The sequence below is a fragment of the Parabacteroides timonensis genome (assembly GCF_900128505.1).
GTDB classification, from domain to species: Bacteria; Bacteroidota; Bacteroidia; order Bacteroidales; family Tannerellaceae; genus Parabacteroides; species Parabacteroides timonensis.
The window spans coordinates 736,331-756,994 of the sequence record NZ_LT669940.1 but is presented as its reverse complement, the minus strand read 5'-3'; the positions used below and the strand labels follow the sequence as shown (position 1 = coordinate 756,994).

Here is a 20,664-nt window from a genome sequence, read left to right as displayed (position 1 = left end):
ACAGGTTACTTCTTAATGATCTTCACAGATTTGAAGGTTCCGTCTTCCAATGTTACATTGAGCAGATAGATACCTGATCCAAATGTCGACAGATCAATAACAGATCCCGGTTTGCGAATAACAGTCTGTAATGTTCCGTTCATCGACAGCAGTTCAACCTGCTTGATTTCAGACGGAGCAGCCACTGTGACAGTGTTGGTAAACAGTCTCGGATATACATCGATCTGGTCTGCAACGACTAGGTTTTCATTACCTACCGACAGATATTCATCCTCTACAAGGAATGTTATCACCACAGGTTCAGCAGCGTTGTAGTTTTTATTACCATGCTGCATAGCTGTAACCGTTACCGTACCGGAAGTAACCGGAGTCAGTATCCATGCGTCACCGATCTGGTTTACATAAGCAACCGCATCGTTAGACGAATTGAATGTAACCGGAAGTTTACTTGAAGCAGTAGCCGTAAAAATCACATCACCGCCTTCTACATCTATTGTAGTTTCCGGGCTCCAATTGATTTTCTGTGAAGCAGCCAGCAGGTTGTATTTACCGTCTACATAAGAAACTTCGTAGTTATCAGATGTATAATTATCAGAGAAAGTGATCGGGTAAACACCTGCATCCGATGTACGCGTTACAGTCGAACTGATACGCGGAGCGAAACCGAGGTCTTTCAGCGTTTCACCATTCACGAAGCCGGTAGCTGTGTAGGTCAGTTCTTCCAGATCCTTACCATAAACTGTTTCTTTGTTATCAGCCTGGATAGTCACGGCTGCTTTACTAACATTCAATAGTCCGGACACATAAGTAATCACATAGTTACGACCGAAGTCCTGAGCAGAATACGGAGTCAGCTTATATGAGCCGGCTTTACCGTTGTATCCTATCAGACGAACAACCGGAGCCTGGCCAACCAGGAAGTCTTCGCCGTTCAGGAAGTCACTCTTGTTATAATCGTATGCATTCGCGTAAGCGGGTTGTTCATTACCGTACTGAATATTGAAGCTGCGGGCTGTTACCACAACCGGCTTCGGAGCGATCACCATCTTGTTCTTAGCGGTGTAAGAATAAGTGACGGAACCGAGCGTAGCCTTCACCGTTACAGTATATACACCGGCGTCTGTCGGTGCATCCTGGGTAGACGGATACAGGGTCGGAACAGAACCTAACTGGTCACCTTCGTAATAGATGCTGAAGTCTTTCACAGCCTCACCTGTTTCCACGTCGGTTACCTTCACGCTTACTGCTCTCGGGTTGCTGTCGTAAATGCTGGTCACATTAGATATGATTACATTTACTTTGGCTGCATCACCTTCCGGAGCGATTACTTTGATCGTTCCAGTTACAGGAGTTGCATCTTCGTAGGTATCATCGCCATCGGCAAATACTGTGATGGTCACATAGTTGTCACCTTCCGTACGTACATTACCGGTTACAGCATAAACGCCTCTTGCTGTTTCAGACAGGATCACGCGTTCGCGATCGTTGCCCGACAGTTCGTAACGGATATCGTAGATAGACGGTTTACCGTCGGCTTCCGATTTCAGATAAGCTGACAACTCAACTGTTTCACCTACCGGGATTATCAGGTTGCGCTGATCTTCCGGCCAGATGATTGTACGGCGGATCTTATCGATAGACAAGGTTCCGTTTTCGTGAGTTACCGTATAATTACGTGCTTCCCCTTTTACCGTGAAGTAGATATCGTATGTACCACGTGAGTCGGATCTCGCATCTGTCGCGATCTTCGGCATCACAGAGAATACATCCGCCAGGTTTTCATATTCATTATTCTTCAAACCGATGTATTCGATTTCAAGATCCGGATTACCACCACCGTAAGGACGGTTGTAGCTCTTCGCACGTACGGTCAGCGGAGCCGGCGTTACCGTCAGGCCTGCATTGATAAGCGTAGCAGCGGAGATATTGAAGTTCGGAAGCAGGGCTGCGATCTGGGTAGCTGCCGAAGATGTAAAGCGCAACTCGTATGTGCCGACGTCTGTCTTCTTATTAACGCCCGACAGGTCGAGCCAGCTTGTACGGTTTACTTTATCTGCATTCAGCAACTTACTGATCTCTGCCTGGAAGGCTTCGGATAAGTCGCCTGAAACTTGTGCATATACATCAGCATCTGTTGCCTCTTCGCCATATTCGCGTGTAACGGATACTTTAACCGTTAAGTCGGTTGCCGTCAGCGGAGCCGGAGTAACAGTTACTTTAGCCTCTGTTTCACTTGCCGCGAACTTAACGCCGACAACCGGAGTAAACATACCTTTCACCATTGCATCGACTGCACGTATCTGGTAATCGCCTACCGGAGCGGTTGCTTCATAAACGTCTGTATCGAGCGGATCTACCGTTTCAAACAGGTCGATCACATTCTTTTCAGCCTGTAGTGCAGCAGCATTCAGTTTCGGTACTGTTGCAAATACAAGTTTCGTATTCAAGTCGGAATCTTTAGTAACGACTGTGCCGTACACTTTTGTATAAGCCTCTTCAGCTGCTTTCACTTCTACTGTTGCCGGAGCCACTTTCAGGTTAGCCAGGTCAGTATCCAACTGGATTTCGAAGTTACCGATAGCCGCTTTCAATGTTGAAGCGTCGACGATACGAAGTTTATAATTACCATTGGTTATATTGTTCTTTACAGAGTCGACCAGGACACTGTTTAATGTATTACCGTGGAACCGGAGTTTACCTTGGCCGTTGTATAATGCCCAATGCAACTTATCTTGATTGAACAACTGATTCCAACGCGCTTTCGTCATCGCCGATCCTGGATTTTCAGGATCTTCCTTGATAGTAACAAAGTCAAATCCGAAATCTTTATCGGCTAACGTCAGGTTGGTCAATTCATACACCGGCTTACCTGCCACGATTGTCCATACACCTTCGAGCTTTTCTTCGTTGAATGTAACAACGATACCCGGAGCAACAACCTTCACAGCGTTGACAGCGATCGTATAGTCACCGACTTCGACTTCTGCACCTTCGATAGTATATACAAATGTATAGTCGTCGGAGGTCAGATCCACTTTATAGTTATAATCACCAATTACAGGATTCTGTTTGTCCATTTGTTTATTGGTGGTCACCAGTTCAACCGCCAACGTATAATCACTCTTGATCTTCGCACCATTCAATGCAACGATATCATCGTTGATCATCTGTTCGATCTCTGCCTTTGTCGCTTTACCGAATGTAAATGCAGCTTTCGCGGCTGTTTCTTCTTCGGCTGTAGCGGCCAGATAAGTAGGCAATGTGATAGTCAGTTTACGCTGACCGATCTGAACAGAGTTCTGTACATTATGGAAGTTACTGCCAAATTGGTTGTCAAGCAGGAAGTTCGACAACAGGTTCGCATCAAGTACATCTACCCTGTAACCGTAATCACCGTTCTTCGGCAACGTTTCTGTTTCTTCTGCTGAACAATTAGCATTAGTAAACATAACCTTGAACAGATCTGCCGGATTTTCGAAACAAGTATATGTACTTAACAAGCCTTCGTTAGCAGCCAGGAACTGACTGAGGATGTCAGCTTCGATAGCCACTTTACGTTTTCCATAACGATACGTGATATCCGTCGGGAATGTAAAGACAACCGCAGCTTTGCCAACAACCAGTGTCTTCAGACCGTCTTCTCTTATTTCGATGTTATCCGTTACCTTCTGAACGAATGCTACTGAATAAGTATAAGTCTTGGCAACGGTTGTTCCTTCTTCTTCTATATTATTGATAGTAACTGTAAAGCTCTTCAGAGGTTTAACACCTGTCTTAGCTACCAGTTCGAAGAATTCTTCGTTAGCCGGATCTTCCAGTACTGCTTTCTTTATGGAGTCAAGCAAAGCGATTTTCGTATTGATGTCTCTGTAAGTGACATTCACTTCCGGTAAAGTAAGCGTACATTTAGCTTTTACTATACGGAGAGCCAACTTCGCGATCACATCGTTTCCGTTCTTAGTCAGGTGGATGCTGCCCGGTGCCGTATAATTTAATGTATAGTATTCAGAGAACTGGGTATTAGCACCAGCAACCACTTCGTAACCATACAGGTCGGATACCTGCGGATAACTTTCACCGGCGATACGTACCGGTACGTCTCCAGTAGAAGTTTCGTTGTTGATCAGATACGTTTTCACACCCCAGTTATTCAGGTCAGGAACTGTAACGCGGTCTGCACCCGGAGTCAGTCTGAAATCATTCAACAAGTCTTGTGCATACTCGTCAGCAGTCTGTCCGAACGGACGTTCCCACAGAGGCAGTTGCACATTGATCGGCAACGGGTATTCCGCCAACGACTGACCGTTGTCGATTAATCGCACCGAGCGAAGATAAGTTGCAGTTGTATAACCAAATAATTCTATCGGAATGATAAGACCTCCGTCTTCATTAGAGACTTCGATCTTCTGGATATTGTCATTCGGATTGAATACGACAGTATACGAATAAAGATCTCTGCCGATAGCAGGAACTAATGTTACGCTGGAGATATAAGCCCCCTTCATATCCGGATTCTTCAAAAGCAGGTCAGCCAGGATCGCTTTTTCGATCATATCGTTGGATGCACCTTCTTTCTTGAACTCATACTTATACAGTTTCACTTTAGCGATCGGACGCGGAGTGATGTTTACAATACCTTCAAATGTTGACGAGCTATGTGGCTGTCCGTTCACTGTTACTTCCGAGAAGATAACATCCAGTTCAGAACTTAACGTTACCCGGTAAGTAGCCGTACCCATATTTTCCGTGATCCGGTTATTGGTGATCTGTACATTAGTTATATGCTCTGCAATAAACGGATTTGCCAGATAGATGAAGTCTCGTACTTTATCTGCTACTTGTGTACGCGTCATGCCTTTCACATATTGAACGGTATATTCACCGAATGTGAAATCGATAGCTGGACGAGGAACGATAGCGATACTTTTTGAGTAAGTGATTTCAATAGTCGTACCTTTATCAACCACGTTAATCCGTTGGTTGGCCGGTGTTTCTATTTCCTGCAAAGTAGCACTCTTGGTGATAGTGATCTTATAGCCGAACGAATTGTCTGTTTCAGCTATCGCATTCTTATTGCTCAGGTCATTATTGATCAGGCGAACAACGAATGTTTCATTTCCTAATACACCTGCATTACGAACCAATAAGTCGCTCTTGATACGGCGGATAACCGCATTCGGAGCCATATCTTTTTCGTAATTGATCTGATAGTTGCCCGGATAAGCCAAAGAATGAGTCGTAGGCAATGTAGTTACGAACAACAGTGAGTTCTTGAACGAACAAACATTACCGTTGACAGTCAGGTTGGCAGACGCCACATTACCATTCGTTACAAAATTCAAATCGGTCTTTGTCAGATCGCCTTGTATTGTAACCTTGTAACCCAACAGGCTGTTGTCTGTCATAGAAGGAGAAACCGTACCGTCGGTGATATCCACCTTCGGAACAAGGTTCTGGTCGACCATATCCGGATTGATATCCTGGATCAGTTGTTTCAGCATCGTTGCCACTGCTGCATTATCGTTATAGTCGCCAATACGGATCGGGCTGGAAATAAAGTCCGGCAGTTTTACTGCCAACGTATTCTTTTCAACCGAAATCGCATTTACGATATCATAACTATGCTGTGCTGTATTGAAGTTGATCGTAGCACCTCCAACACTGGCCGACACATTATTTCCTTTACCATAATTCGGCAGAAGCACGACGCGATAGCTGTATACAGCTCCCGGGGCCAGTTTGCCCGCTGTTACCTCATTACTGAAATTGGCATCGGAATAGACCTTTATCTCAGAGATAAAGTCGGAAGGATTAATGTTGTTATTGATCCGATTCTTCGCCCTGTTCAGATTCGTGTTTGCAGCCATCTTGCCTAGGCCGCCTACTCCTTCTGCAAATACAGGGAATACGGTATTATTGATCGGTTTCTCTTTTACTTTCAGCTTTGCTGTTGAAATGTAAGAACCGATAGCTTGTTGGGTACAGTTACTCAGAGAGGGAGAATAGGCAAACTGTTCAGTCGGCGGGAACGTAACCACTACGTCATATTCTCCCGCTTCCAGACTATTGTTGCCCGTATATAGTGTCTCCACACCGTCTTTAACCAGGAAAACCGAAGCATCAGCTAATGATACCCCGGACATATTTGATACCTGTATTTTGGCACTCAGGTCACTGATAGGTGTTCCATACACATAATTACCCCAGTTTGCCGGGAAATTCAGATTACCGACAGCCTGACGGGCCTTGATCTCGATAGCGTTGGTTACTACTACCGGCTCATGATCGAGTGTGCCGAAAACTGTGGCAGGGTTAATATTCCCTGTTCCGATCGCCCGTTCAAAATTTAATGTAACGGTACTGGTAGAAGTTACTTTGAAAGTGTAGTTATAGCTGCCGGCCACTAAATCGCCGGTCTGATCGCCACCTGTTCCTCTGATAGTAACATCGGATATTGTTGCTGTCTGATCACTAAGGTCGACAGCTTCCTGCAATAAATTTTGGATATGGGCTTTCAGCTGTTCCGCATTTGCGTCACTGGTTCCTTCGTAAATCGAAAGAACATCTTTCACGGGGACATAAATGTCTGCTGCAACTGCTTGTGTGATATACCCTCCCAATAATAGTACGAATATAAGTAGTCGCCTACTCACATCGATTAAGTATACTTTGTTCATACGCAATTATTTTAATTTGTTTATACTTCAATCAATAGACAGTAAGTGCTTATAACCAAGTCTGCATAAAACATAATACAAACCCTGACAAATAGACTCCGCCAGGGTTTGTATCCGCTTTCATTCTTCACAGAGCTAAGGCGGAAGAATTTATATTTCATTACTTTAGTATTAATACCCGCCTTTTCGCCTTCGCAGGTTAGTTGGTGTTAGGTAGAGACGCTGCAAGCAACGTCTCTACATCCGCCACGCGGTTATTAGAAATTATTGATTATAAACTTCTTTATATCAATAGTTATTCATTGTCTTACTTAACGATTGCCTTAACAGCTGTTTCACCTTCGATAGTTACAACTACGATTCCAGCAGGAGTGTCGAATGTAACATTATCAGAATCAACCAGTGAGTTAGCAATAGTCTGACCTAATACATTGCTGATAATTACTTTCTTGTTAGAAGCATTCAGGATCGTTACCTTACCCTGGCCACCAAGAACTCTTACAGCATTTGTATCGATGAATTCGTTAGAAACCGGATTATGTTCATCAGCATCATCGAAGTAGATGTCACCAGTACCGGTAGCAGTCTTAGATGTTGCGAAGTCATAGAAGTCTTCTGACGGAATCATTTCTTCACCACCGACACACTCATTGAATGCACGAACACGTGCTGTGTAAGCTGTCTGCGGGATCAGGTGATGAACAGCTATCGATGTGGATGTCGGAGCAACTTTGTACGATTCTTCACCGTCGAAGTTGATATCATCCTGCCATTCGTAATATGCGGTAGGTAATGAACCTACTTCAGTTCTCCAGTCACCTGTGTTAAATGCACCACCGTTGATAGGCATTCCCTGTACCGGCTTTCTAACCATCCATGTTGCAGGAGTATCGAACAGATAAATGTCGATCTGGTGTTCGTCGGTCTGGAATCCTTCCATCAGGCGGATTGTATATTTAACCGGTTTCGTGATATCTGTTGTCAGTTCCATGTTGTCCATCTGGTGGGCAATCGGAGCGTAACCCCAGTTTCTGTCGATCGGTTGAGTATTACCCTGCAGTTCGAAGTTGTCTACACTTACCTTAGTTATCTCTTTCTGAGGTTTACCTGCAGCATCAGTATATTCTTTAGTTACTTCCAACCAGTAGTTAACTTTGTTATCACGGTGAATAACATCGCCTGTTGCGTTGAACAATTCAACCCAGATAGTTTTGCTTGCATCGTCAGCACGTACTTCAGACATGAATACATCTTCAGAAGTGTACTTCGGAGTGAAGCGACCTACAGCTACCTGATAGTACTGAGCGCCCGGAGTTGCAGTCCATTTGATGCGAGCATCGCTACCACCTACGTCACCCGGTTCCATATCTTTGATATATGGCATTTCAAGACCGGCAGTGAATGCCAACGGCAGATTCTTCTGAACGTCACATACAGCCGACAGAGACAGTGCATTTTCTACGTCGCACAGATCTTCTACGTTCGGAGTTGCACGAACATCGATCTTAGCAGCTACGTCACCACGAAGAACATTATTCACTAGGTCACCTGCATTACCCTTGAATTCGTAAGGAGCATCAGCAGCCGTAGCAGCCAGTTCCATAGATTTTTCGCGGATGAACAGTTTCACTTCTTTCGCTTTGTTTGTTCCGAATGTGAACAAGTCAGAAGCGCTCAATACATTGATTTCCTGTTCTACCTTAGGATCCGTATCGTTCACAGTAGTACCGTAATGAGGCAGGTCACGACCCTGGATATAGAATACCGAGTCTTTAGAAGCGCCACCATTTACAACACCGAACTGGAATGCTTCGATCTTGTTCTTACCTGCTGCGTCAGAGCTATACCATACTTCAGGAACTTTCACGTCACCCTTGATAGTAGCTGTCAGCGTATCGGTAATATTAACACCGTAAGGAGCCCAGATACCGAAGTGTTTCCACTTTTCATCTTCGAATGTCAGATTATGTTTGTAATCATCCAGATCGAAGAAGTATACGCGGTTCCATCTTTCAACGTCAGAAGCATGCTGTTGCGGAGCCAGACGGATAGAATCTTTCGCATAGTAGCGAGCCCACATACCCTTTTCAGAACCACTTGTGATTGTATCGATAGTCATTGCAATGCCATCGCGATCTTTCGGATCGAACTTAGCAGAAACAAGAGCCAATACTTCACCGTATTTGTTCGGAGAGATCTGAACTGTCGTACCTACTGTATCAACCTTACCATAAGGTTCGCCATTCAGGTCGGCAAGAACTGTTACTTCATAATCGAAAGCACCTTTCTTGTTAGAGAATACATCCATATCAACCGGCTCAGTAATGTTCAAACCGGAGATGATGAACTGACCGTCGCGTACCGGATAGCAAGTATTTACATAACGAGTCTTGTAATCCTTACGGAAGATTTCGTTATAGATCAGGTTCGGAGCAGGAACCCAGTTGCCTTCAGAGCCACCTATGCTACTACTATAGTTTGCATTCGGATAACCGCCACTACCGCAGTCGTTGCAAGAACCGAATTGCTGAGTCAGGAATGAATAGAAGCTTGTATATGAACCGATGATCTTATCTGCGTTCATTGTAGTTGTCAAACCTCTGTCGGTAGTACCGAATGTATAGAATTCGTTCCAACCCTTCTTGTTAGATATAGTTACACCGAACTGAGCTACGTGATTGAATACGTTAGGCGTACCTTCGAAGCAGCAATAATCCCAATATTCTTTAGCGATCGGAAGCAGGTTCACGTCGTTGTAAGGTACATATTTAACAGTCATATCAAGACCGTTTTCTTCTACGTACTGTACCGCATAATCGTCATCCAGGTCTACCTTATAAATCAAAGTATCGCCAACAGACATACCGATAAATTTACCCCATGTAGCTCCGGTATATTCTTCGATTGGCACTTCTTTAGTACCTTTCTTTACATATACTTTTGCGAAATCAAGGCTTGCACCTGTGAACATGAACGCATTTGTATGATAAACTGCATCGTCAAAGCTTTCGCCTTTAGAGAACTGTTCTTTGAATACCTTGATAGAAGCAACCGTACCACCAGCAACATCCGGTTTCAAACCTGTTGCGAAGATCTTAACAGTGTGAGGTCTTGACTCATATTTGTAGTTATCCCATTCGTCGTAAGGAGCGAAGAAGAAATCTTTGCGGTCGATACGTTCGAAATATTTCAGGAATTCAGAGCTAAGAACGCCCATAGCGTGGCTTAACAGAGACTGGTCAGTATCCTGGAACCATACGAATGTATTGTTACCGAAGATCTTGATCGGACCTGAATAAACTGCACCACCTACCTTATCCATCAGATCCTGACCGGTGTAAGTATAAGTCGTATTAGCCAATACTTCTCCATTTTCAAAATATCTTGCGATAGAAGCATCGTAAGTCAGAGCCGGATTGATAGTATATGTTTCATTTACATATTTAGACTCGTCGTCACCGATGTTTACATCACCACGGTGATATTTGAAGATAGCGTTAACGCTAACGATGTTCGGATAGATATTACCTGAGCAATCGATTACTTTTACTGTTGCATGAGTACCAACCACTTCCGGTTCATCTTCAATGCAGCATTCAGGACAACCATGTTCTTCCAACCATGCAGCATAATCAGTATAGCTATGTCCCTGAACTGTCATCGGCAGATAACGTCCCGGTACATAAGTAGAGTCTTTCTTATTCTGATCATTAATAAAGACGATCTTCCAACCCTTGATATTCACGTCGTCATCATAACGCCCTGTTGAATGCTTCGGAGCTTTTGTCTGGTTAACCAGCAATAATTCACCATAATGCATTTCATCCATATTACGACCGTTGTCGAATGAATTGAAATAAGGAAGATTCTTGAAGCTAACTTTAGCAGTCTTAAAATCCAGATATTCGTCGAAGAACAGATCGTTCAATTCGTCATATTCAGGAACAGAAGTAGCCTGAAGTGCATAACGAGCTGTATCTGAAGCTTCAGCTGTGATTGTAGACCAGATATAGTTAGATTTTTCAAATGCTTTTACTTCCTGCGGAGCGAAGAAATAAGTGAAACGAGCGCTTGATTTGCAATCGCGATCGTCAGTAGCATCTGTCTGAACGAAGAATTCACGAGGGATCAGATAAGTAACTTTCTTACTTACGCCCGGTGTACCTTCTCTACCGATCTTACCGTCATCAAACATCTCATCCAAAGAAACCCAACCTTCTACTTCAGCCAGATTAGCTTCTTTTGAAATTTCCATCTTTTCAGCGATAAACGGATACTCAACGTTCAACTCGTAGTATGCCAGTTCTTCTTTCGGAGCCTGAGTTTCATCTACTGTATAAAGTAAGTCACGAGATAAACCGCCTGTACCATTAAAGGTTGCAGTATACACATTGTTTGACTTGCTGTCCTTATACAATGTATTCCACAGATCTACTGTTGTTGTCAATGTATCGGTAGCGCAAGAAGTATTACGTCCGGCACCAGCTTCAAATATCTTTGTATTTGCAGCACCGAAAGCAACGCTCGGACGATTGAACGCCAATCTTGCATTTGTGAATACTGTCAACGGTTCTGTGTTCTTTGAACCTGTAGATTCAACTGCATCATCAGCAACCGATTTAGCACCTCTGAACATAACAATAATCATCTTGTTGTCCAAAGAGCCCTGCTGCCATGAACCAGGATTCGTATTATCGGCATCAGAAACATGCGCTTTAATATGATGCGTATGGGCTGTTGCTATTTCATGGTTATTAGCTGTAAAAATTGCACGGTCGCTAACCATCTGACCAACAAGCTCTCCTGACAGATCATAAACATATACGTCATACGTCCAGTCGATCTTACGGTTTACCAGGTCTGTATTACCAAAAGCACGAATATCCATTTCAACGCTTTCAACACCTGTCAAACCTTTTGTGCTATACAGGAAGTCTACACGTGAACTGGCAGTCTGATTCTGATAAATACCTAATCCGGTATTGCCTTTGTCATCTGTAAATTTCAGATATTCGGCCGTATTCATTTCTTCGTGATTCTTAATATCCGAATAAGCCATCTCCAGATACTTTCCGGTGAAAGGCTTCAGATAATTAGGAACATCACTTGCATCCAGATTGAAGAAGGTTACGAAAACACCGTTCATCAAACCTGCATTCATTTTTGTGAAGTCGATCATCGACTCATAGTTGCCGTAAGAAGTCGAATTAGCATCCCAATGATCGTGAACGTTCACCTTGTCGATCGGTTTCAAATGAATCGAGCCTTCAATAAGGTCCGTCTCATCATTCCACACGCTTTCAGTGTTCACTGCTTCATACCACTTAGCCTTAATATTGGCATAGTCCGGGTCTGCTGCATTCAGCATCGGAGACAAGCCATAAAAAGCCATAGCACATAAAAGAGCGGCCGACCCGCCTTTTACCAAAGTACTTTTTCTCATACGTAAAACATTTAATTAATAAAATTATGATCTATACTCAAATTGATTATTTCTCTCTCATTTAGCCTCTCTACGCTTATTTCAGCCGCCTAACCCCTTAGGAAACAAGAAAAAGCATTTTAACGGAACTGTTAAATGCCTGTATATCGGCATCCTTTTTACTCGTCGATTGCCGATTTGACGAGCTAAAACGTTCCTTTTTTCTAGTCACTCGTTTAAGATTCTTTTACTTTTGTAACAAGAAGTGGCTATTTGGTCCTTATTTCTATATCGTATTGATAAGAAAGCAGATAGGAAAGTGAAAAAAGTTCTGAAAAGAGTTGCAGGTTCAAAAGGAATGCGTATTTTTGCTGAACGAAAAAAAGGAACGTTTTTTTTAGTCAGTCCAAATCACAGTTCCTCAGATAATTATCAAAGCATACAGGCAATCAGGAATATTTGTTAAATAGGAAAAAACCGGTATATCGCCAGTTGCTAAAACGCCCATATAATAACGTACACGTACTTTAATATTAATAAATTCATATCCAAAATTTACCTATCCTTCCGGTCGCATATTTTAATATTTATAGGATTTATATAATCATAGCCTTCACACCCTTTCAATTTCAAACCACCAGCAGGCTGAAACAGATCGTTTTACAAATTACCTGTTGTTTAATACAAATCCCTTTCGTACTTTTGTATTCTACTAGAAAGATAAAAATGAAACAGTATTTAGAATTGCTCGATCGCGTATTAGCCGAAGGAGTCAGGAAGGAAGACCGCACAGGAACGGGTACACAAAGTATCTTTGGCCACCAAATGCGATTCAATCTGGAAGAGGGATTTCCTCTCCTTACGACCAAGAAGCTACATCTGAAGTCTATCATATACGAACTGCTCTGGTTCTTACAGGGAGATACGAATGCAAAGTACCTGCAGGATCATGGTGTACGTATCTGGAATGAATGGGCGGATACCGACGGCAACCTGGGGCATATCTATGGATTCCAGTGGCGCTCGTGGCCAGACTACAAAGGCGGTTCTATCGACCAGATCAGCGAAGCCGTCGAGACAATCAAACACAATCCCGACTCACGGAGGATCATTGTCAGTGCCTGGAATGTGGGCGACCTCGACAACATGAACCTTCCGCCATGTCATGCTTTCTTTCAATTTTATGTAGCGAACGGACGCCTGAGTCTGCAAATGTATCAGCGCAGTGCCGATATATTCCTCGGTGTTCCTTTTAACATCGCTTCCTACGCTTTACTTTTACAAATGATGGCACAAGCCACAGGACTTATTGCCGGTGATTTCGTTCACACGCTGGGTGATGCACATATATACAGCAATCATCTCGAACAGGTAAAGTTGCAGCTTACCCGTGAGCCGCGTCCCCTTCCCCGGATGGAGATCAATCCGGATGTAAAAAGTATCTTCGACTTTAAATACGAAGACTTCAATCTGACCGGTTACGACCCGCATCCGCACATCAAAGGAGAAGTGGCGGTCTGAGGGTTCGGCAACCAGTAATAGAATATAAACAGACTATATAAATCGATAAGTTTATGAGTACAATTTCAATCATCGCTGCCATAGCAGAAAACAACGCTATCGGTAAAAACAATAAATTGTTGTGGCGTCTGCCAGCCGATATGAGACGTTTTAAAGATTTGACGACAGGACACGCCGTGATCATGGGACGTAAGACATTTGAGTCGTTGCCGAAAGGGCCGCTTCCCAACCGCAAAAATGTAGTCCTGACTACTTTGCCGGAAGCAGGATTTGTAAATTGTTTCGCTTGCGAATCAATGGGTGCAGCATTAGATATCTGCGAGAAAGAAGATGAAATATTCATCCTGGGGGGTGCATTGGTTTATCGCCAGGCATTGCGTATAGCAGATAAGATGTACATCACACGCGTACATGGAGAATTTAAGGATGCCGACACATTCTTCCCTGTGGTAAACTGGGATATGTGGGAAGAAGTGGAACGCCAAGAATTCCCGGCTGACGCTAAACATGCTTATCCGTATACGTTCCTTACTTATCACCGTAAGAAATAATTTTTACCCTTTTTGGGTTCATGGGTTCATATAGTAGCATAATTACCTGATATTATGCGATATACTATATGAACCCATTTCCTTTTTTGCATTCATAGCTGAAAGATGAAGGCAATCTCACTTTCTACATAAAGTTTCAGAAAAGTATTTGTCATTTGTCATATATCGATATAACACGCACATATACAATAGGTAAAAGCATTGCAAACATCCTTTTTATTTGCAATGGCGTTTGTCATCTGTCATGCTGTTGGCAGAAAAGACTGCCCGTTAAGAGGTCGGCCATTAAGCGTTAAGAGGTTAGCTACCAAGCGTTAAGTCAGGAGAAACTAAGACAAAAGTCCCGACTCATTAAATCTACCCTGTACAGGGTATCCGAACAGGGTGTACAGGGTGGTTCGGCAGGGTGTACAGGATAATCAGCCAGGGTGTACAGGGTAGAGACAGAAAATCGTAACTTAACACTTAACTCCTCCTTTGTTAACATTTAAAAGGTGCAAGGGTTTCTTCTACTGTATGCCAATTTAGAAAAAGGTTTCACCTTTTTCAGTTGACAGTTAACGGTAGTCCGATTGATGTAACCACCAAGACGTTTATAGCCTAAAGAATAAGGTGTGTTGCATAAAGTATTTGCAGCACACCTTTTTTTATATATTTGCCGACCTCAACTATTACACCTTATTAACAATAGGTTTACATCTTTTTAGCCTTTCTTTGTATCTATATAGCAAAGAACGTTGTTTAACATGTAAACCCATTACAGATATGAAGATAAAAGCTATTATTGTTTCCGCATTGATACTCTGCTGTTTGTCAGCAACTATCATGTATACGACAGCGGCACAATCGAAAAATGAAAGCAAAATGATTACCGAAGCCATTCAAGGTAAGAACACACCGCAACTGATCAAAGCTTTGATCAGCCGGATGAAAGAGCAACTCGAAGTGAACGAGGACGACTTTCCTGCGCTTATTAAAGAAGTGGAAAACTATGCAGCCGAATGCAAAGAGCCGGCCTCGACAGCCGTACTCCATTCGATGGTGGCTGAAATGTACAACCGCTATTACATACAGAACCGGTGGAAGATCAACCAACGGACCGACCTGGTCGGTTACGTTCCGGAAGATATCCGCGAATGGACTTCCAATCTCTTCATCCAAAAGATTAAAGAGGAACTAAATGTTTCGCTGCAACCGGCCGGCCTCTTGAAGCAAACACCCGTATCCGAATTCAAGGCAATCCTTGAAACAGGGAAAGATACTCCGGCCCTTCGCCCTACCCTGTATGATTTCCTGGCATTCCGTGCCCTGGATATTGCTCCTTCGACAGAGATATACGAAGAACTGATCGCTTATCTGAATACGCAACCGGATAAAAAGACAGTGGTACTTACCACCCTTGATTACCTTTCGTTCAAATATCCTTCCCTTTATCAGGAAAAGGATAGAGTTCCCTATCAGTCTGCCCTCGATAGCTTGCAGAAAGTGTATGCCGATAAGGATTACTCAGTAGAAATCGTTGCCGCCCGGTTAAATGCACTGACGTCTGCCGGCGACTATAACAACCCGGCAAAACAGGATTCCCTTAATACAATAGAATACAATATTTGTAAGGAAACTATTGCCCGTTTCCCGAACTACGAACGGATCGGCCTATTAAAGAACCGGTTGGCGGAAATGCAAAATCCGCTGTTACGCGTCAATACAGAGAATACAATCTATCCGGGAAAAGAACTGAACCTGAAAGTAAATTACAGGAATATCCCCAAGATCACCGTTAGTATATACAAAAGTCTGAAAACACCTTTGCAGACAACCTATTATAATGTAAAAGACACCAGCCAGGCACTCGGTGCACTCGTTAAAGAGGTTACTTTCTCTTTATCGCAGCCCAACACATACACAGAGTCGGACACAAGCCTTGTTATCCCGATGGGAGATATGGGATTGTACGAATGTATCATTACGGTTCCCGGTACGCAGATAAAGACCAACAACCTGTTCAGCGTGAGTCGTCTGGCCAGTGTTTCACGTAATATGACCAACGGTTCCACAGAAGTTCTGGTAACAGACTACCTGAGTGGAAAACCGATAAGCGATGCTGCCGTCGTTTACTATTCCGGGAAACGCAACAATCTGCAGAAGCAGGGAACAGTGAAAACAGACCGTGACGGATTAGCCGTTCTTCCCCGCCAAAGCGAATTGATGGGTTATCAGGCTACGCACCGCGAAGATATTTATTCAATGCTGACACTTGTTTATCCGGGCGGACAGATCATTCAAAATAAAACAAAAGCCCGTCCGCAACTGGCTCTGTTCACCGACCGGGGATTGTATCGTCCGGGACAAAACCTCTACTTTAAAGGTATAGCTTATGTCAACGATACAGAAACACCATACGCCGTAGAAGGAGAAACCTATAAGATCACTTTACGGGATGCCAATTGGAAAGAAGTGGCAACCAAAGAGTTGAAGACCGACAAATTCGGTTCTTTCAACGGCGAATTTACATTGCCTCAGCAGACTCTTAGCGGAATGTTCACCCTTTCCACCGAGTATACCAGCACCAGCGTACGTGTGGAAGAATACAAACGCCCGACTTTCTTTGTCGAGCTATTGCCTGTCAAAGGAGATATTTCTTTCGGCGACCAGGTGACGATCGAAGGGAAAGCACAGACTTTCTCCGGCGTTTCCCTGCAAAGCGGAGAAGTGACTTACCGTATTAACAAGCAGCCTTTCTGGATGCGCAGCTATTACATTCACACTTCCAACGAGCAAGTAGCGGAAGGAAAAACGACTATTAACAGCGATGGAAAGTTCTCGTTCAGCTTCACACCGGAAAAGACAACCGAGCCATATAACTTCTTCCCCTACCAAAGCTATATGGTAACAGCAACACTGACCGACAGCAACGGAGAAACACAGGAAGCAACCTATACTTTCCAGGTGGGAGAGAGCAGTATCGTTTTGGACTCTAGCATAATACCTTTGGAAATAAATAAAGACTCCGCCAATATAATCGTATCGGCACAAACTCTGAATGGTGAAAAACTATCCATAGAGGGGAATTATACAATCTATAAATTAAGTAAAACAGATAAAGTATCCCAACGTGGAGAAGATAACTATAAAGAGGAATTAATAAAAACCGGTCGTTTCACTTCGGGTAAAGCGATCGACAACGAGGCTTTCAAGCAATTACCGTCCGGCCATTACCGTATCAAGCTGGAAGTGAAAGATTCGAAAGGCCGGCCTGCAACTGCACAAAAAGATTTTATCCTATATAGCCTGCACGATAAAAGGCCTCCGATAATCAAACCGCTCTGGATTGTAAACGAAAAACTCGATTGCCTGCCAGGCGAAGAAGCCAAAATATTATTCGGCTCGTCCGAAAAGGATGCCTATATCCTTTATGAATTGTATCAGGATGGCAAATGTATTTCACGTAAACGGTTGGTATTAAACAATGAGAACCATCTTTTCCGTATCCCATTCCTGGAAAGCTATGGAAAAGGTATTGTTGCCAGCTTCACCTTCGTAAAGAACGGAAAGTTGTACACCACCCAGTCGCAAATCAAACGCCAGCAACCGGACCGCCGTCTGACTATTAAACCGACGACCTTCCGCGACCGTCTGCTGCCGGGTAGCCAGGAAACCTGGAAATTCCGCATACTGGATGCTGATTCCGTTCCCGTTAGTGCAGAGGTACTGGCAAGCATGTACGACGCCTCACTGGATAAGATTTTACCGTTCAGCTGGTACTTCAATCCGGAACGTTCTGTTTACCTGAACATTCCATTCTTTAATGCAGGAACCGGTATGGATCAGAAAATGATGTATGATGCCGGAAGACCTGATCGTATTAATATACCTGATTATCAGTATGACCGCTTGAACTGGCAAGGCATTATGGATTTCAGAAACCGTAGAGCTTATGGCGGAGGTATCATGATGAAATCGTCGGCTGCCCCGATGATGGCAGAATCCCTGTCTGTTGAATATGCATCGGATGATGCCGCAACGATTACCGGAGGTGTACTGGAAGAAAATGCAGTTGTATCACAGTCGCAGAAAGCGGATGAAGGCGCAGCGGATACACCGCAGGAAACAATGTTACAGGTAAGGGAGAACTTTAATGAAACAGCATTCTTCTACCCTGCCCTCTTGACGAACAAAGAAGGTGATATAGAGCTGCAATTCACTTTACCGGAAAGCAATACGACCTGGAAGTTCCACGCTGTGGCTAACACATCCGATATGAAATACGGTCTGTTGACAAAAGAAGTGATCAGCAGTAAGCCGTTGATGGTCGTGCCGAATCTCCCGCGCTTCATGCGCCAGGGTGACGAAGTGTCTGTCAATACACAGGTGATAAACAATTCAAAGGAATCTATCTCTGGACGAGTAAGCCTCGAATTATTTGATCCGGCAACCGATCAGCCAATTATCTGTTTAACCAAGTCGCAGAAAACATTCACACTGGCTGCCGACAGTATTACGACAGCTTCATGGACATTCCGCGTGCCGGAAACAACCAACCTGATCGGAATACGTATCGTAGCCGACTCGGATTCAGGCAGCGATGGCGAACAACACCTGATCCCAGTCCTATCGAACCAGTTGCTTGTTACGGAAAGCACGCCGTTCTACCTGATGGGAGAAAACGAAAAGCAGATCCGGTTATCCGGCAATCAACCCTCCGGAACCCGTAAGCCGTTCAGTATGACACTGGAACTGACAGCCAACCCGATCTGGTATGCCGTACAGGCCCTGCCGACGTTAACGCAGCCGGCCAACGATAATATCATTTCATGGTTCGCTTCGTATTACAGCAACACACTGGCTAACTATATCGCTACTGCCAATCCGCGCATACAGAAAGTGATCAGCCAGTGGAAGGCCCAGGGAGGAACAGCTTCAACCCTGTATTCAAACCTGGAAAAGAACCAGGAACTGAAAAATATCCTGCTTCAAGAAACGCCGTGGGTACTGGCTGCCGACAACGAAACAGAGCAGAAACAACGGTTATCCTTGTTGTTCGACCTGAATCGTGCTGCCCAGCAACGCGAACTGGCTTTGCAACAACTGTTGAAGCAACAGAATGAAGACGGCGCATGGGGATGGTTCAAAGGCTTCTATCCCAGCCGCGAGATCACACTGCATATCCTGAAAGGAATGTCACAATTGGTAGAACTGGGTGCCGTTCAATACGGACAAGAAGAAAAAGAGATGCAGATGAAGGCACTCAGGTATCTGGACAAACAGATGCAATCGGATTACGAACGCCTGCAACAAGTCGATAAGAAGTGGCAGGCCAGTTCACCGAACTCATTGCAACTGGAATTCTTATTCGTCCGTAGCTCTTACCGGGATATACCTGAACAGGGTGAGGCCCGCGAAGCGATTCGTTTCTACACGACACAGGCTGAAAAAACATGGAATAAACAGAACCTTTACGGTAAAGGAGAAATTGCCCTATTAATGCACCGGAACGGTAAAAAGGAAGTGGCCAGCGAGATACTTGCCTGGTTGCGTAAAACAGCTACCATCTCTACCGAACAGGGCATGTATTGGGCGAACAACCGGAGAGAGAACGGTTTCTTTATCTCCCCGATCGATACGCATTGTCTGTTGATGAAAGTATTCAATACTTTATCGCCGGACTCTAAAGATACCGACCGCATGAAGCAATGGTTATTGAACCAGAAACGTACTCAGAACTGGGAGTCGGTTCCTGCTACACTGAATGCGATCTACGCCCTATTATTGACCGGAAGTGACTGGCTGAATGATAACAATACCTGTACCGTCGACTGGGGAGGTAAAACATACAGCACAGCCGAAGGTGAAACGGCAACCGGTTATCTGAAGGTCGTACTGGACGGAAAAGAAATTTCTTCCGGAAGCAATTCCGTTTCCATCCGAAAGGAAGGAAATGTACCTGCCTGGGGAGCCGTTTACGAACAGTACTTCGAAAATATAAATAAGGTAGATAAACAGAAGGGGGTACTCAACGTTGAAAAGAAATTGTTCATCGAAAGCAATAGCGGCACCGGCCTGCAGATACAGCCGGTAACCGACGGTAAACTTCGCATAGGCGACAAAGTAGTAGTACGCCTGACTATCCGCACGGATCGTGAAATGGATTATGTATTCCTGAAAGACTTACGGGCAGGATGTTTCGAACCGGCCGACCAGATTTCAGGAACGAAATTCAGAGACGGAGTAATGTATTACCAGTCACCGACAGACGTATCGGAGAACTTCTTCTTTAACCGTCTGCCGGTAGGAACCTTCGTTATCGAATATCCGGTTTACGTAACACGTACAGGAGAATATGCAGGTGGAATCAGTACAATTCAATGCCTGTACGCTCCCGAATTTGTTTCGCATACGGAAAGCGAGACAATCCTGGTTAAGTAAACATAGAAAGTCGGGGATTGAAAATGAGAGATTGAATATCATGATAGACAGACAAACAGTCTATCCACCG

Annotated in this window: 5 protein-coding genes; 3 read left to right on the top strand and 2 right to left on the bottom strand. The window is 44.0% G+C overall.

What is annotated here, in order from left to right; translation table 11 throughout:
- Positions 1–5 precede the first annotated feature (5 nt).
- Together BQ7394_RS03735 and BQ7394_RS03730 are read right to left on the bottom strand one after the other, a co-directional pair.
- Complete coding sequence (locus BQ7394_RS03735; protein ID WP_075556138.1) at positions 6–6,677, bottom strand: MBG domain-containing protein; 6,672 nt, start codon at positions 6,675–6,677, stop codon at positions 6–8.
- Between the two features lie 307 nt (positions 6,678–6,984).
- On the bottom strand, positions 6,985–12,120 hold the full coding sequence (locus tag BQ7394_RS03730) for a DUF6383 domain-containing protein (protein WP_075556137.1): 5,136 nt from the start codon (positions 12,118–12,120) through the stop codon (positions 6,985–6,987).
- A 705-nt stretch (positions 12,121–12,825) separates the two neighbouring features.
- Between BQ7394_RS03730 and BQ7394_RS03725 the strand changes: the two genes are divergently transcribed.
- The 3 genes from BQ7394_RS03725 to BQ7394_RS03715 all read left to right on the top strand — a co-directional run bounded on the left by BQ7394_RS03725 (position 12,826) and on the right by BQ7394_RS03715 (position 20,594).
- Positions 12,826–13,620, top strand: a complete 795-nt coding sequence (locus BQ7394_RS03725; protein WP_075556136.1) for a thymidylate synthase — start codon at positions 12,826–12,828, stop codon at positions 13,618–13,620.
- 53 nt (positions 13,621–13,673) lie between these two features.
- On the top strand, positions 13,674–14,171 hold the full coding sequence (locus BQ7394_RS03720) for a dihydrofolate reductase (RefSeq protein WP_075556135.1): 498 nt from the start codon (positions 13,674–13,676) through the stop codon (positions 14,169–14,171).
- 765 nt (positions 14,172–14,936) lie between these two features.
- A complete protein-coding gene (locus BQ7394_RS03715; protein WP_075556134.1) occupies positions 14,937–20,594 on the top strand; it encodes an alpha-2-macroglobulin family protein in 5,658 nt (1,885 codons plus the stop codon).
- Positions 20,595–20,664 lie beyond the last annotated feature (70 nt).

Bases quoted from the DNA above. Each gene is read 5' to 3' on its own strand.
- BQ7394_RS03735 (WP_075556138.1), bottom strand. From the start codon at position 6,677: ATGAACAAAGTATACTTAATCGATGTGAGTAGGCGACTACTTATATTC.
- BQ7394_RS03730 (WP_075556137.1), bottom strand. From the start codon at position 12,120: ATGAGAAAAAGTACTTTGGTAAAAGGCGGGTCGGCCGCTCTTTTATGT.
- BQ7394_RS03725 (WP_075556136.1), top strand. From the start codon at position 12,826: ATGAAACAGTATTTAGAATTGCTCGATCGCGTATTAGCCGAAGGAGTC.
- BQ7394_RS03720 (WP_075556135.1), top strand. From the start codon at position 13,674: ATGAGTACAATTTCAATCATCGCTGCCATAGCAGAAAACAACGCTATC.
- BQ7394_RS03715 (WP_075556134.1), top strand. From the start codon at position 14,937: ATGAAGATAAAAGCTATTATTGTTTCCGCATTGATACTCTGCTGTTTG.